This window comes from Pedococcus soli (assembly GCF_054782575.1).
In genome coordinates this window covers 319,306-333,544 of record NZ_BAAGSF010000006.1, presented here as the reverse complement: position 1 = coordinate 333,544, position 14,239 = coordinate 319,306, and the positions used below count along the sequence as shown (strand labels likewise).

At 71.2% G+C, this 14,239-nt stretch carries 18 protein-coding genes; 12 read left to right on the top strand and 6 right to left on the bottom strand.

Annotation, left to right across the window (positions count from 1 at the left end; genetic code table 11):
• Positions 1-20: 20 nt before the first annotated feature.
• The 4 genes from ACYVKF_RS16860 to ACYVKF_RS16845 all read left to right on the top strand — a co-directional run bounded on the left by ACYVKF_RS16860 (position 21) and on the right by ACYVKF_RS16845 (position 3,657).
• Positions 21-1,502: a glutamate--cysteine ligase family protein gene (locus tag ACYVKF_RS16860; protein ID WP_056919034.1), complete on the top strand. Its 1,482-nt coding sequence runs from the start codon at positions 21-23 to the stop codon at positions 1,500-1,502.
• Between the two features lie 112 nt (positions 1,503-1,614).
• Positions 1,615-2,379, top strand: coding sequence for a class I SAM-dependent methyltransferase (locus ACYVKF_RS16855; protein ID WP_460967929.1), 765 nt, complete (start codon positions 1,615-1,617; stop codon positions 2,377-2,379).
• A gap of 100 nt (positions 2,380-2,479) precedes the next feature.
• Positions 2,480-3,025 carry a hypothetical protein gene (locus ACYVKF_RS16850; RefSeq protein WP_056914464.1) on the top strand — a complete coding sequence of 182 codons (546 nt, stop codon included), beginning with the start codon at positions 2,480-2,482 and terminating at the stop codon, positions 3,023-3,025.
• A complete protein-coding gene (locus ACYVKF_RS16845; RefSeq protein WP_460967927.1) occupies positions 3,022-3,657 on the top strand; it encodes an RES family NAD+ phosphorylase in 636 nt (211 codons plus the stop codon). The genes ACYVKF_RS16850 and ACYVKF_RS16845 overlap by 4 nt, the downstream gene beginning before the upstream one ends.
• Positions 3,658-3,659: 2 nt before the next feature.
• Here the strand turns inward: ACYVKF_RS16845 and ACYVKF_RS16840 are convergent, their stop codons facing one another.
• A complete protein-coding gene (locus ACYVKF_RS16840) occupies positions 3,660-4,307 on the bottom strand; it encodes a histidine phosphatase family protein (protein ID WP_460967925.1) in 648 nt (215 codons plus the stop codon).
• Positions 4,308-4,332: 25 nt separating this feature from the next.
• On the opposite strand from ACYVKF_RS16840, the gene ACYVKF_RS16835 reads away from it, so the two are divergent.
• Genes ACYVKF_RS16835 through ACYVKF_RS16820 form a run of 4 tightly spaced genes read left to right on the top strand, consistent with a single transcriptional unit; the run spans position 4,333 to position 7,056 of the window.
• On the top strand, positions 4,333-5,175 hold the full coding sequence (locus ACYVKF_RS16835; protein WP_460967923.1) for a PhzF family phenazine biosynthesis protein: 843 nt from the start codon (positions 4,333-4,335) through the stop codon (positions 5,173-5,175).
• A gap of 10 nt (positions 5,176-5,185) precedes the next feature.
• On the top strand, positions 5,186-6,067 hold the full coding sequence (locus ACYVKF_RS16830) for a serine hydrolase (RefSeq protein WP_460967921.1): 882 nt from the start codon (positions 5,186-5,188) through the stop codon (positions 6,065-6,067).
• 3 nt (positions 6,068-6,070) lie between these two features.
• Entirely contained in the window at positions 6,071-6,610 is a 540-nt protein-coding gene (locus ACYVKF_RS16825; protein WP_460967919.1) for a DUF1697 domain-containing protein, read from the top strand.
• A complete protein-coding gene (locus ACYVKF_RS16820) occupies positions 6,610-7,056 on the top strand; it encodes an OsmC family protein (protein WP_460967917.1) in 447 nt (148 codons plus the stop codon). Before ACYVKF_RS16825 ends, ACYVKF_RS16820 begins: the two co-directional genes overlap by 1 nt.
• Positions 7,057-7,069: 13 nt before the next feature.
• Here the strand turns inward: ACYVKF_RS16820 and ACYVKF_RS16815 are convergent, their stop codons facing one another.
• From ACYVKF_RS16815 to tdh, 3 genes are read right to left on the bottom strand one after another with little or no spacing between them, the layout of a single operon-like run.
• A complete protein-coding gene (locus ACYVKF_RS16815) occupies positions 7,070-7,627 on the bottom strand; it encodes a dihydrofolate reductase family protein (RefSeq protein ID WP_460967915.1) in 558 nt (185 codons plus the stop codon).
• 10 nt (positions 7,628-7,637) lie between these two features.
• A complete protein-coding gene (locus tag ACYVKF_RS16810) occupies positions 7,638-8,831 on the bottom strand; it encodes a glycine C-acetyltransferase (protein ID WP_460967913.1) in 1,194 nt (397 codons plus the stop codon).
• Positions 8,832-8,834: 3 nt separating this feature from the next.
• Entirely contained in the window at positions 8,835-9,872 is a 1,038-nt protein-coding gene (gene tdh / locus ACYVKF_RS16805) for an L-threonine 3-dehydrogenase (RefSeq protein WP_056914457.1), read from the bottom strand.
• 71 nt (positions 9,873-9,943) lie between these two features.
• Here tdh and ACYVKF_RS16800 point away from each other — a divergent pair, with 71 nt between their 5' ends.
• A complete protein-coding gene (locus ACYVKF_RS16800) occupies positions 9,944-10,564 on the top strand; it encodes an L-threonylcarbamoyladenylate synthase (protein ID WP_056914456.1) in 621 nt (206 codons plus the stop codon).
• Between the two features lie 10 nt (positions 10,565-10,574).
• On the opposite strand, the gene ACYVKF_RS16795 is transcribed toward ACYVKF_RS16800, so the two are convergent.
• Positions 10,575-11,417 carry an aldo/keto reductase gene (locus tag ACYVKF_RS16795; protein WP_460967910.1) on the bottom strand — a complete coding sequence of 281 codons (843 nt, stop codon included), beginning with the start codon at positions 11,415-11,417 and terminating at the stop codon, positions 10,575-10,577.
• 53 nt (positions 11,418-11,470) lie between these two features.
• Between ACYVKF_RS16795 and ACYVKF_RS16790 the strand changes: the two genes are divergently transcribed.
• Entirely contained in the window at positions 11,471-11,881 is a 411-nt protein-coding gene (locus tag ACYVKF_RS16790) for a DUF3224 domain-containing protein (RefSeq protein WP_460967908.1), read from the top strand.
• A 3-nt stretch (positions 11,882-11,884) separates the two neighbouring features.
• Here the strand turns inward: ACYVKF_RS16790 and ACYVKF_RS16785 are convergent, their stop codons facing one another.
• Positions 11,885-12,889: a MerR family transcriptional regulator gene (locus tag ACYVKF_RS16785; protein WP_460967906.1), complete on the bottom strand. Its 1,005-nt coding sequence runs from the start codon at positions 12,887-12,889 to the stop codon at positions 11,885-11,887.
• A gap of 179 nt (positions 12,890-13,068) precedes the next feature.
• On the opposite strand from ACYVKF_RS16785, the gene ACYVKF_RS16780 reads away from it, so the two are divergent.
• Together ACYVKF_RS16780 and ACYVKF_RS16775 are read left to right on the top strand one after the other, a co-directional pair.
• A complete protein-coding gene (locus ACYVKF_RS16780; RefSeq protein WP_056914452.1) occupies positions 13,069-13,350 on the top strand; it encodes a WhiB family transcriptional regulator in 282 nt (93 codons plus the stop codon).
• Positions 13,351-13,542: 192 nt separating this feature from the next.
• Positions 13,543-14,097 carry a cysteine hydrolase family protein gene (locus ACYVKF_RS16775; RefSeq protein WP_460967904.1) on the top strand — a complete coding sequence of 185 codons (555 nt, stop codon included), beginning with the start codon at positions 13,543-13,545 and terminating at the stop codon, positions 14,095-14,097.
• Positions 14,098-14,239: the final 142 nt, after the last annotated feature.

Sequence of the window (14,239 nt, the reverse complement as noted above, 5' to 3'; positions counted from 1 at the left end):
CACCGTCAAGGAGGTCCCCCGTGGGGGAGGAAGTCACCGCGCAGAGCTACACGCGCGAGCAGCGTCAGCAGTACCGCGAGAAGGTGCGCCAGAACCTCGACGTCTTCGAACGCATGCTGGCCCAGAGCGTCTTCGAGTTCGACCGGCCGATGACCGGCATGGAGATCGAGCTCAACCTCGTCGACGACGCCTACCAACCCAAGTTCGCCAACGCGGAGGTGCTCGAGGCGATCGCCGACCCGGGTTACCAGACCGAGCTGGCGCAGTACAACATCGAGCTCAACGTCCCGCCCCGCCCGCTGCCGGGTGACTCGGCGATCGAGCTCGAGGAGGAGATGCGGACCTCCCTGAACGCCGCCAGCGCGGCGGCCGACAAGCGCGGTGCCCACATCGTCGCCGTGGGCATCCTGCCGACGATCATGCCGCAGCACTTCGAGGGGGAGTGGATCAGCGCCAACAACCGCTACACCGCCCTCAACGACTCGATCTTCTACGCCCGTGGCGAGGACATCTACCTCGACATCGAGGGCCCGACGGGGGAGCGGGTGGCCACCTACTGCAACTCGATCGCCCCGGAGTCGGCCTGCACGAGCGTGCAGCTCCATCTCCAGGTCGCCCCCCAGGACTTCGCCGCGCACTGGAACGCCGCGCAGGCGCTCGTGGCCCCGCAGATCGCACTGGCGGCGAACTCGCCGTTCTTCTTCGGCCAGCGGCTGCACGCCGAGACGCGCATCGAGCTGTTCAGCCAGGCCACCGACACGCGCAGCATCGAGCTGAAGAACCAGGGCGTCCGCCCGCGTGTCTTCTTCGGTGAGCGGTGGATCACCTCGATCTTCGACCTGTTCGAGGAGAACGTGCGCTACTTCCCGGCGCTGCTCGCCGAGGTCAGCGACGAGGACCCCGTGGCCAAGCTCGCCGCGGGCGAGGCCCCGGCGCTGTCGGAGCTGCGGCTGCACAACGGCACGGTCTACCGCTGGAACCGGCCCATCTACGACATCGTCGAGGGCACCCCGCACCTGCGCGTGGAGAACCGCGTCCTGCCCGCCGGCCCGACCCTGGTCGACGTCATGGCCAACGCCGCCTTCTACTACGGCGTCATCCGCAAGCTCGCCTCCGACGACCGGCCGATCTGGAGCAAGATGAGCTTCGCCGCGGCGGAGCAGAACTTCCACAACGCGGCCCGCGACGGCATCGAGTCCCGCCTGTACTGGCCGGGGTTCGGGGAGGTGCGGGCCGAGGAGCTCGTGCTGCGCCACCTGCTGCCGATGGCCCACGAGGGCCTGGCGGACTGGGGGGTGTCGGCGGCGGTGCGTGACCGGTTCCTGTCGGTGATCGAGGGCCGGGCGACGACCAGCACCAACGGCGCCACCTGGCAGACCGACGCCGTGGCCAGGTTCGAGGCGTCGGGCCTGGACCGGCAGAGCGCCCTCGCGAAGATGCTCGAGCACTACGTCGCCAACATGCACAGCAACGAGCCGGTGCACACCTGGCCGCTGCCCTGACGTCGACTCCTCGCTGCGTGACCGGCCGCCCTGCCGGTATGCCGTGGGGCCGGCTTTGCGGGAACGGCAACATCGCTTGCCCGCCGGTGGGCGACTGCGGCACGCTGCGGACATGACGACGCCCGCTGCGCGCGACCCGCTGACCGCCCACGACGCCGAGCACGACCACCGCCACGACCATGGCCACGGCCACGGCGACCATGCTCAGGGGGGCCACCAGGCTCACGGACCGGAGCACTCCCACCCGGACGGCATGCCCCGCGGGCTGGGGCCGGGCGACGACGACTGGGACGAGCGCTACGCCGCGTCCGAGCAGATCTGGAGCGGGCAGCCGAACGGGTCGCTCGTGTCGCAGGTGGCCCACCTCGAGCCTGGCCGCGCGCTGGACGTCGGGTGCGGCGAGGGGGCGGACGCCGTGTGGCTGGCCCGGGCGGGTTGGCAGGTCACCGGGCTCGACGTGTCGTCGGTGGCCCTCGAGCGAGCTGGGCAGCACGCGGTCGAGGCGGGGGTCGAGGTGCAGTGGGTGCACGACGGCTTCGTCGAGGCCGCGCTGCCCGCAGGGTCGTTCGACCTCGTCTCGGCGCAGTACCCGGTGCTCAAGCGGACGCCCGGGGGTGACGCCGAGCGCGCCCTGGCCGATGCCGTGGCGCCGGGTGGCACCCTCCTCGTGGTCCACCACTCGCCGGCCGACATGCACGAGGCGCGGTCGCACGGCTGGGACCCCGACGACTACGTGTTCCCCGGCGACGTGGCGCGGGTGCTGGGCGCCGACTGGGAGGTCGAGGTCGACGAGTCCAGGCCGCGGGAGGTGCCGCTCAGCGGAGGGGGCACGCACCATACGCAGGACGTGGTGCTGCGGGCTCGTCGCCGCGCCTGACGGCGCAGCCGGCCGGCGGCGACTGTCGGTGCAGCGACCTAGAGTGGCATCATTGACCTTGACGCCCTTGACGTTCGCCGGACTTGACGGAGGCCCCCACATGACGCCACGCACCCGCACCACGACCGCGGTCGACGCCCTCACCGAGGCGCTGCGGCAGCGGATCGAGGCGCGGTCGGAGGACCTGCGTGCCCAGGGCCGCACGCTCGACCTCGGTGACGTCGACGAGCTCGCCGAGCGGATGCTCGCAGCCCTGCCGACCGTGCACCCGCTCGACCAGCCGCTCGGGCCGTTCTACGACACGGCCGGCCTGATCGCCTGGCTCGGCATCTCGCGGCAGGCCCTGTTCGACCGGGTGCGTCGGGGCACGGTGCTGGCGTGCCGCACCGCCGACGGCCACCTCGTCTACCCCTCGTTGCAGTTCGGGCGCAACGGCGCGGTGCGGCCCGGCGTCGTCGAGGCGGTCGGCGCGTTCACGCGCAGGGGAGTGGACGGCTGGTCGGTCGGGGCCTGGCTGACCACGCCGACCCCGGTCTTCGACGGCCAGAGCGCGATCGACTACCTCGTCGTCCACCGGTCCTCCGCGTCGGCGGTGCGGCACGTGGCGGACCGCGCCACGGCCGATGCGGCCGCCTGGGCCGCATGAGCGACCGCGAGCGGGTTGCCCAGGGCCCGCCCAGGACCTCCCTCGACGGTTTCCCCACCCACCACGTCGACAGCGCGACCGACCTGTTCCGGGCGCACTCGGTCGACTTCGGCGCCTGGTGGTTCGGCAACGAGGGCGGCGGACGGTTCGACCTCCCGTCGCCGCGCGGCACCTGCTACACCGCCCTCGATCCCGGCAGCGCGGTCCGCGAGCGGGTCGGTCCGGTGCTCGGCGGTGCCGTCACCGTGCCGGAGAGCCTGCTCGAGGACGTCGTGGTGTCACGCCTGCGCCTCCCCGACGACCGCGAGGTCGCCGACGTGCAGTCAGGTGCCGCAGGCGACTTCGGCGTCATCCGCGAGCTGGAGACGATGGTCCCGTATGCCGTGCCGCAGCTCTGGGCGCAGGCCCTGGACCGTGCCGGGCACGGCGGCGTGAGGTACGGGCCGCGGTTCACCCCGGGCCCCGCCAGCGCCGTGGCGCTGTTCGACGACGAGGGGGCCACGTCCTGGCCCGCCGACCTCGACCCTGTCCCTGCCGCCTCGGTCCCGGGAGCACCGAGGACGTGGTCCACGCCGCGCCGCGCCGACCTCACCGTCGTGCGGCCCCCGCGCACGCGGGTGCCCCGGAGCTGAGCTCAGGCCGGGTCGGAGGGACGCGCTGCAACCGCGGGTCCGTGGTTCCAGACGCGGATGGCGGGCTTCTCGCGCTCGTACTGCAGGACGCTCACCGAGCCCGCGTCCAGCAGCAGCTGGGCGCCCAGCCTGGGCTCCCTTCGCAGGAACACCGACGCCAGCACCCGCAGGCAGTGTCCGTGGCCGACCAGGGCCACGTCGCCGTGCGCCATGGCGGCGACCGCGCGCCGGACGACCCTCGAGGCCCGGGCGGCGACCTCCTCGACCGTCTCGCCGGGGGTGTCACCTGCCGGGACACCGTGCTCGAAGACCGTCCAGTCGTACCCCAGCTGCGCGCGGATCTCCGGGGTGGTCAGGCCTTCGTACGCGCCGTAGTCCCACTCCAGCAGGTCGTCGGTGATCTCGGGCTCGAGGCCGGCGAGCTCCGCGGTGCGACGGGCGCGCTGCAGGGGTGAGGACAGCACCAGGGCGAACTCGCGGCCCTCGAGGAGCTGCCCCGCGGCCCGGGCGAGCTCCTCGCCGTGCGGCGTCAGGGGGATGTTGGTGCGCCCGGTGTGCTGCCCCGACAGCGACCAGGCGGTCTCGCCGTGGCGCAGCAGGACGAGTCGTCCGGTGGGTGGGCTGGGCGGGTTCGGAACGCTGCTCGACACGTGGTCAGCATGACAGAGTGGTCGCATGCGCCTGACCTACCGGCTGCTCAACGTCTTCGCCCGGACGGCGGACCCGTTCTCGGGCAACCCGCTGTGCGTCGTCGAGGGAGCCCAGGACCTGACCGACGACCAGATGCAAGGACTGGCACGCCAGTTCAACCTCTCGGAGACGACCTTCCTCGTCCCTGCGGTGGACGGGGCCGACGCCGGGGTCCGCATCTTCACGCCGAACTACGAGATGGCGTTCGCGGGGCACCCCACCCTGGGGACGGCACACGTCGTGCGCGCGCTCGGACAGGGTGGCGACTCGTTGTCGCTCTCGATGCCTGCCGGAGTCATCCCCGTCAGCGCGGACGGTGACACGTGGACCCTGACGGCGAACCCCGGCGTCGTCCACGCGGACTACCAGCTCGACGAGATCGCGTCCTGCGTCGGGCTCGAGCCGGACGACCTCGTCGGCCCCGTGCAGCAGGTCAGCACCGGGAGTGCGCAGGTGATCGCACAGGCCGCCTCCGTCGACGCGGTGCGCCGAGCGGTCGGCGACGCCGCGCTCATGCGTCAGTTCGCGGGCATGGGCACGCGAGGCGGGGAGACCCTCGTCTACCTGTGGTGCGAGACCGGCGAGGGGCAGGTCGAGGCGCGGGCCCTGTTCACCCAGGGCGCGGCGGCGATCGAGGACCCTGCCACCGGGTCCGCGTGCTCCAACCTCGGCGCGTGGCTGGCCGACAAGGGCCGCTCGGGGGAATGGGTCGTCAGCCAGGGGGCCCAGGTCGGCAGACCGTCCACCCTGCTGCTGTCCGTGCAGGACGGCACGGTGCGCGTGGGCGGACTCGTCCACCCCCTCGGTGAGGGAGCGCTCGACCTGTGAGGGCGCTGCGGTGAACGACCCGGCGCCCCCTGTCCGGGTGGACGCCCTGCTGGGTGACCTCGTCGGCGTCGTGGCCGAGGACGTGCTGGGCGCCGGCCAGTGTCCACCTCGCTGGGCGTGGCACCTCACCGACGCCGGCACGGGTGCGGTGCTCGCCAGCGCCGACGCGGACCGGGTGCAACGGACGGCCAGCCTCGGCAAGATCCTGCTCCTGGTCGAGGTGGCCAGGCTGCTGGAGAACGGCTCGCTCGACGGCAGCCAGCAGCTCGTTCCCCGGACCGAGGACCTCGTGGCCGATTCAGGGCTCTGGCGCCACCTGGCCACTGCCTCACTCGAGGTCCGTGACTGTGCTGCGCTTGTCGGCGCCTTCAGCGACAACCTCGCGACCAACGTCCTGCTCCACCGCGTCGGAGGGGCCCGGGCCGTCGCGGCGACGGCGGTGGACTGTGGTGTGGAGGCGGTGGCCCTGCACGGACCCGTGCTCGACGAACGCGGCCCGCACGACCCTCCGACGCTGTCGACCGCCACTGCCGCCGGGCTGGCGACGCTCGTGGCCCGCCTGCACCGCGGCGAGGTGGTCTCCCGGGCCGTGTCCGAACAGGTCGTCGCGTGGTTGTCGCTCAACGCCGACCTGTCCATGGTCGCAGGGGCGTTCGGCCTCGACCCGCTGTGCCATGACGAGCCAGAGCGCGGCGTGCGCCTGTGGAACAAGACCGGGACCATTGCCGGCGTCCGGGGCGATGCCGGCGTGGTGACCGGTCCCGGAGGGTGCTTCGCCTACGCCGTCCTGGCGGAGTGGGACGACACCGGCTCACCCGCCGCCCGTGAGACCGCACTGACCGGTATGGCGCGGATCGGCGCGGTCCTGCGCCACCTGGTGGAAGGAGCCTGACGCATGGCCAAGTTCGTGGTCTTCCTGCGGGCGGTGAACGTCGGTGGTCGCAAGCTCGCGATGGCTGACGCTCGAAAAGTGTTGGAGGACAACGATTTCACCGGCGTCGAGTCCCACATCCAGACGGGCAACTTCCTCGTGGACACATCCTTGCGCAGCATCGCCAAGGTGGAGCAGGCGGTGGGGGAGGCGCTCGGGGAGCACGCCGGATACGACATCGTGGCGATCGCTCGCCGCCCCGCCGACCTGACCGGGCTCGTGGAGGCCGTGGACGCCGTACCGGTGAGCCTCGAGGGTGAGCAGTCCCGCTACGTGAGCTTCTGCGCCGAGGCACCCACGGCCGCGCGAGCCGCAGAGCTCGAGGAGTGGGATGCCCCCGGCGAGCGGGCCCACGTCATCGGCAAGGATGTCCTCATGGAGTTCGCGTTGCCGTTCCACACCGCGAAGCTGACGGGCCCGAAGATCGAGAAGGTCCTCGGCGTCGCAGGAACGGCCCGCAACATGACCGTGGTGCGCGCACTCGCGCAGAAATGGGGCACGTGATGGCACAGGAGACCGGCGGCACCGGGCTGGGACACCGCTCGATCAGCATGGAGCGGGTCGAGAAGGGCGTCTTCGAGGTGACGAACGTCCGTGGTGGCACGATGCGGATCGGGGGAGGGGAGAGCGCCGACTTCACGCCGGTCGAGCTCCTCCTCACCGCCATCGCCGGCTGCAGCGCCGTCGACGTCGACTTCATCACCGTCAAGCGTGCCGAGCCCGAGAGCTTCGTGGTCGAGGCGTCGGGGGACAAGGTGCGCGACGACGACGGCAACCACATGGACGGACTGCAGGTGAGGTTCGCGGTGACGTTCCCCGAGGGGGAGGCCGGCGACAAGGCCCGGGAGATGCTCCCGAAGGCCATCGCGATGTCCCACGACCGGCTGTGCACCGTCAGCCGGACCGTGGTGCTGGGCACCCCGATCGACAGCGGGCTCGCGCAGGACTGACGCGCCGGCCGCGTCAGGCCACGGTGTAGCGCAGGAAGACGACCCCGTCGTCGAACGTGTGCTGCTCGACGAGGTGCAGGTCGGTGCGAGCGCCCGGCGGGAGGGCCGGTGTCCCGCCGCCCACCGCGAGCGGGTGAAGATACAGCGACACCTCGTCGACCAGGCCTGCGGAGAGCGCCGCCGCGGCGACGGTCGGGCCACCGATGCTGAGGTCGGCCGTGGCCTCGGCCTTGAGACGGCCGACGAGGTCCGCGTCGAAGCCCGGGACCAGCGTCGTGCGCGGGGTGTCCACGGACGACAGCGAGCCGGAGAAGACGACCTTGTCGGCGGACTGCCAGATGCGGCGGTAGGCCGCAGAGACGGGGGAGCGGTCGTCCTCCGAGTCCTCGGTGGCCCAGTAGCGCATGACCTCCCACATCCGACGCCCGTAGAGGTAGGTGCCGATGCCGCGCTCCCGGTCGTTGACGAACGCGTGCACCTGCTCGCCGGGCGCGGCCCAGGCGAAGCTTCCCGCCGAGTCGACGACGTAACCGTCGAGCGAGGCGATCGCCGCGTAGTGCAGCCGTGCCACGACCTGCTCCTCAGGCCGTCTTCTCGCGGGCGGCCACGAAGGCGTCGACGCAGGACCGGACGTCCTGCTCGGTGTGGCCCGCGGACAGCTGGACCCGGATGCGTGCCTTGCCCTGCGGCACCACCGGGTAGGAGAAGGCGATGACGTACACGCCCTCGTCGAGCATCGCGTCGGCGATCTGCGCGGCCTTCCTGGCGCCGTCCTCACCCGGGAACATCACCGGGGTGATGGGGTGCTCGCCCGGGAGGAGGTCGAACCCGGCCTCGGTCATCAGCGTTCGGAACAGCTCGGTGTTGCGCGTCAGCTGCGCCCGCGCATCCGCAGACCCCGCTGCGATCTGGAGCGCCTTGAGCGAGCCGGCGGCGACGCTCGGGGCGACCGCGTTGGAGAACAGGTAGGGGCGCGACCGCTGGCGCAGCAGGTCGACGATCTCCTGGTGGGCGGCGACGTAGCCACCGGACGCTCCACCGAGCGCCTTGCCCAGCGTCCCGGTGATGATGTCGACCCGGTCCATCACGCCGAACCGTTCCGGCGTGCCGCGGCCCCCGTCGCCGACGAACCCGACGGCGTGGCTGTCGTCGACCAGCACCATCGCGCCGAACTCGTCGGCGAGGTCGCAGATCTGGTCCAGGGGGGCGAGGAACCCGTCCATCGAGAACACCCCGTCGGTGACGACGACGGTCCGGCGGGCACCGGCCGCGGCCGCTGCCTCGAGCTGCGTGCGCAGGTCGGTCATGTCGGCGTTCTTGTAGCGGAACCGCTTCGCCTTGGACAAGCGGATGCCGTCGATGATCGACGCGTGGTTCAGCTCGTCGGAGATGATCGCGTCCTCGGCGCCGAAGAGCACCTCGAAGACACCGCCGTTGGCGTCGAAGCAGGACGAGTACAGGATCGTGTCGTCGGTCTCGAGGAAGTCGGACAGGGCCCGCTCGAGCTGCTTGTGCAGCTCCTGGGTGCCGCAGATGAACCGCACGCTCGCCATGCCGAACCCCCACTCCTGCAACGCCTTTGCGGCTGCGGCCTCGACGTCGGGGTGGTCGGCGAGGCCCAGGTAGTTGTTGGCGCAGAAGTTGAGCGCCGCGGTCGCGGCGGTGCGGATGTGCGCCGACTGCGGTGACGTCAGCTCACGCTCACGCTTGTAGAGCCCGGCGTCCTCGATCTCGCGCAGCGTGGTGGCCAGCTCGTCCTTGACGGTGCCGTACATCGGTCAGCTCCAATCCATGATGACTTTGCCGCACTGACCCGACCGGGCCGCGGCGAACGCGTCCTGCCACTGCTCCGCGGGGAAACGGTGGGTGATGACGGAGGCGATGCGCTCCTGCAGCAGGGGAGAGGTGCCGAGCATGGAGCTCATCGCGTACCAGGTGTCGTACATCTCGCGCCCGTAGATGCCCTTGATGGTGATCATGTGCGTGATGACCCGGCCCCAGTCGATCGCGAACGGGTCCTTGGGCAGGCCCAGCATCGCGACCCGGCCGCCGTGGTTCATGTTGGCGAGCATGTCCTCGACCGCGCTCGGCACGCCGGACATCTCCAGGCCCACGTCGAAGCCCTCCTTCATGCCCAGCTCACCCATCGCCTCGCGCAGGTTCGACGTGGCGGCGTTGACGACGAGGTCGGCCCCGGCCGCCTTCGCGAGCCCGAGGCGGTAGTCGCTGACGTCGGTGACGACGACGTACCGCGCACCGATGTGGCGGGCGAGCGCGGCGGCCATGACGCCGATGGGGCCAGCGCCGGTGATGACGACGTCCTCGCCGGCCATCGGGAACGACAACGCCGTGTGCGTCGCGTTGCCGAGGGGGTCGAAGACCGCTGCGAGGTCGGGGTCGAGGTCGTCGGGCTGCACCCACACGTTCGTCGCGGGGAGGACCACGAAGTCGGCGAAGGCGCCGTCGCGGTTCACGCCGATCCCCTTGGTGTGGATGCACATGTGGCGCCGACCGGCGCGGCAGTTGCGGCACGTGCCGCACACGATGTGGCCCTCGCCGGAGGCGCGCTGACCGACGCTGACGTTGGTGACGTCCTCGCCGACCTCGACCACCTCGCCGTAGAACTCGTGGCCGATGGTCATGGGTGGCACCACGGTCGAGGCGGCCCAGTCGTCCCACTGCTCGAGGTGCAGGTCGGTGCCGCACAGACCCGCCCTCAGCACCCGGATCTTCACGTCGGTGGGGCCGGTGTCGGGCTCGGGGACGTCCATGAGCTCCAGGCCCGGACCAGCGGTGGTCTTCACGAGTGCGCGCACCGGACCAACCTAGCGGGCCGCGCAGGGGAGGTATGCCGCACGGTCCCGGCCGCGCGGCATACAGTCAGCGCATGGCGAGGTATCTGGACGTGCACCCGGTGGACCCCCAACCGCGGGCCATCGGGCAGGCGGTGCAGCTGATCCGCGACGGAGGTCTGGTCGCGTACCCGACCGACTCCGGGTACGCGCTGGGGTGCGCCCTGGGCAACCAGGACGGCAAGGACCGCATCGCGGCGATCCGCCACCTGGGCGACAAGCACCACTACACGCTCGTCTGCGCCGACTTCGCCCAGCTGGGCCAGCTCGTGCACATCGACAACTCGGTGTTCCGCGCGATCAAGGCGGCGACGCCCGGCAGCTACACGTTCATCCTCCCGGCGACCAAGGAGGTGCCGCGCCGGCTGCTGCACCCGAAGAAGAAGACCGTCGGGGTGCGCATCCCAGACAACCGGGTGGTGCAGGCGCTGCTCGCCGAGCTGGGGGAGCCGATCCTGTCGAGCACGCTGATCCTGCCCGGCGAGACCGATCCCATGACCGAGGGCTGGCTCGTCAAGGAGGAGCTCGACCACCAGGTCGACGCGGTCATCGACTCGGGGGAGTGTGGCACCGAACCCACGACCGTCGTGGACTTCTCCGACGGCGCACCGGAGGTCGTCCGCATCGGCGCCGGAGACCCCTCGCCCTTCGAGTGAGCGGTCGGCCCTACATCTCCTCGTGGGTGTCGGGGTCGCCGCCGAAGAGCCGTCCGTCGGGACGACCCAGGGCAGTGATCGCCGCGACCTGATCGTCGGTGAGCTCGAACCCGAACACGTCCAGGTTGTCCCGCTGACGCTCGGGCGTCGCCGACTTCGGCAGTGGCATCGAGCCGAGCTGCAGGTGCCAGCGCAGGATCACCTGACCGGGCGTCACGCCGTGCGCCGTCGCTGCGTCGGCCACGGCAGGTTCGGCGAACGGGGCATTGCGCTTGCCCATCGGGCTCCAGGCCTGGGTGAGGATCCCGAGCTCGGCGTGGACCGAGCGCATGTGCTCCTGCGGGAAGTACGGGTGCAGCTCGATCTGGTTGACCGCCGGCGTCACCCCGGTGTCCTCGATGACGCGCCGCAGGTGCTCCGGCGTGAAGTTGCTGACGCCGACGGTCCGCACGAGCCCTTCGTCCCGGGCCCGGACCAGCGCCCGCCAGGCCTGCGGGTACAGGTCCCGGCTCGGGTTGGGCCAGTGGATCAGGCCCAGGTCGATCTGCTCGAGCCCCAGGCGTTCGGCGGAGTCCCGCAGCGACTGGAGCGCGAGGTCCTCGGCATGGAAGCGCCCGGGGATCTTCGTCGCGACGACGACCTCCTCGCGCGCGATCCCGCTGCGGCGCAGTGCTTCCCCGACCTCGGCCTCGTTGCCGTAGTTCACCGCGGTGTCGAGGTGGCGGTAACCGTTCTCGAGAGCGGCCACCATCGCCTCGATGCCGTCCTCGCCCTTGAGCGGGTAGGTGCCGAACCCGATGGCCGGGAGGCTGGTGCCGTCGTTGAGGGTCAGGGTCGTCGGGGTGCTCGCCATGGGTCAACCGTAACCGCGGGGTCGTCGTCACCGCCCGGCAGTAGGTTGCAGGCATGAGGACCGAAGGCACGTTCACCGTCGAGTCGTTCACCCCCGCCGAGCTGTCACCCGGTCCGGAGCCGGTGACCACGGGCGCACCCGTCGGGGTCGCCGTCATGGCCAAGAGCTACACCGGGGGGGTGTCGGGCCGCAGCGCGACGATCTTCACCGCCGCCTACGACCAGGCCACCGGTGCCGGCACGTATGTCGCGATGGAGTCCTTCGACGGGGCGCTCGACGCTGCGGCCGGGACGTTCAACTTCGTGCACTCCGCGACCACGGAGGGCGGCGGACGCGCCCACGAGCACTTCGCCATCGTCCCGGGCAGCGGCACGGGGGAGCTGCAGGGCATCCGCGGGTCCGGCGGTCTGGCCGTCGAGGACGACGGCACCCACCGGGTGTGGTTCGACTACCAGCTGGGCTAGCGGTCAGGTGGTCGGTTCGACCGGCGTGAGGATGGCATGCGCCGCGCTGCCGAGGTCGTGCGCATGGGTCAGCCTGACCGACCTGCCGGCGCTCGGGAGCTCCGCGGGCCAGCCGGGGCCACCGAGCACCACGGTCATCGGCCAGTGCACTCCGGCGAGCACCGACCACAGGGGCTCGTCCGCCGGGCGCTTGATCGAGGCCCACAGGAACAACCTGCTGGGGTGGCGCGACATGAGCAGGTCGGAGATGGCCGTCGTCGGCACCCGGGCGCCGAGGCAGATGGCTCCCAGCCCGTGCCGGGCGAGCTCGGCCTCGAGAGCCAGCAGCGGGAGGTAGTGCTGCTCCTCGTCCGCACTGGCGAGGACCACGTCGGCCTCGAGGGTCCGGGGACGGTTGCCCCGGATCACGGCGCGCAGCTCGGTCACCAGCACCTCGCTCGCCAGGTGCTCGGACTCGACCCCGAGGGCGCCGGCACCCCACTGCTCGCCGATGGTGCGCAGCGCCGGTGCGAAGACGTCGTTCCAGGCGCTGACGAGGTCACGCTCGCGCAGCGTGCGCTGGTAGATCCGGGACAGCGCAGCGGGGTCGAGGGAGAGGGCCGCGGAGCACACGGCCGAGACGGTGTCGCTGGCCTCACCGCGGTCGGGACCTGCGTCGCTCTCGGCTCCCGTCTCGATCATGAGGCGCTCGGAGTCCATCGACAGGGCCACTCGGGCCGCGCTCTGCGCCGGCACCCCGCGCGCGGTGAACCGGGCCATCACCCGTACGCGCCGGATGTCCTCCTCGGTGTACCTGCGGTGACCGCCCTCGGTCCGCTGGGAGGGGCCGATGCCGTACCGGCGGTCCCAGGTCCGCAGTGTCGCGGGGGCGACCCCCAGTCGCTCGGAAACCGAGCCGACCGCCCACTCGACGGTCGTGCGACCGCTGTCCTCGCCGTCGCCAAGGGAGTCGTCGACCCGCTCCGCAGGGTCGCCAAAGGCGCGCCGCGTACCGGATTCGCTGTCCATGACCTCACGGTTCCTATCACGTTGGTGCCCGTTGGCTCGACATCGGGTGGATGTGCGCCGACGTCGATCCCTGCCCGGGCATGAACAACTATAGAACTTATTCAGGAATGTTGCGCTCTGAACAAGTTCTGCATAGGTTGTGAATCACTTCGGTTCGTGCCACCAGGAGAGATGACGACATGAGCAGCATCAAGAGGCTTCCCCGACCGCTGTTGAGCTCCTACGAGTGGCAGACGGACGGCGCCTGCCGCACGACGGACCCCGACGAGTTCTTCCCCCACGACGCCGAGCGCGGCAACCGCCGCCTCAACCGCGAGCAGCGCGCGAAGGCGCTGTGCGCCACGTGCCCCGTGATCACGCAGTGCTTCGAGCATGCGATGTCCGTCCGCGAGCCGTATGGCGTGTGGGGTGGCACGACCCCCGAGGAGCGCCTGGCCCTGCAGCGCGGGGTGGCCGTCTAGCCCGACTCTCCACGGTCGTTGCTTGTTTGACCTGGAAGGTGGTGGACCCGGGGTCATCGGCTGGCCGGGGTTGCTGGCTGGCCGGGGTTGTCGGAGGGGGCTGTCGGACGGAGGTTGTCGGTGGTCCGCCCTAGGGTCGGAACCGACGACCTGGCACACGGTCGCCGCTTCGAACCGGACCAGGAGACCGCCATGGCCACGCTGTCAGACCGCCCCGCCACCGCCCTCGTCGTCATCGACGTCCAGAACGGCGTCGTCGCCGGCGCCCACCGCCGCGACGAGGTGGTGGCCACCATCGCCAGCCTCGTCGAGCAGGCCCGGGAGTCCGGGACGCCCGTGGTGTGGGTGCAGCACTCCAGCGACGATCTCCAGCAGGGGAGTGGCGACTGGGAGTACGTGCCCGAGCTGGCACGGCGGGACTCGGAACCGTTGGTGCACAAGCGGTTCGGCGACTCCTTCGAGGACACCGAGCTCGAGACGGTCCTGGCCGACGCCGCCGTGGGCCGGCTCGTCGTCACCGGCGCGCAGACCGATGCCTGCATCCGGTCGACCATCCATGGAGCGTTCGCCCGCGGGTACGACGTGACGCTGGTCGGCGATGCCCACACGACCGAGGACCTCACGGCCTGGGGTGCGCCGGCGCCGGAGCAGGTCATCGCGCACACGAACCTGTACTGGCAGCACCAGTCGGCGCCCGGGCGGACGGCCGCGGTGCTCCAGGCTGCTGAGGTCACCTTCGCCGGCTGAGCGCCGTCCTGTCGGGACCACGCAGGTGTGCGCGTGAGGCAGTGGGTGTCCGGGTGTGGAGCGACCGGTCGGGGAGGCCCTTGTCCCTCTGCCGAAATCAGTAGATTGACATAATGTCGATTATCGGCGTTATTGACGAGAC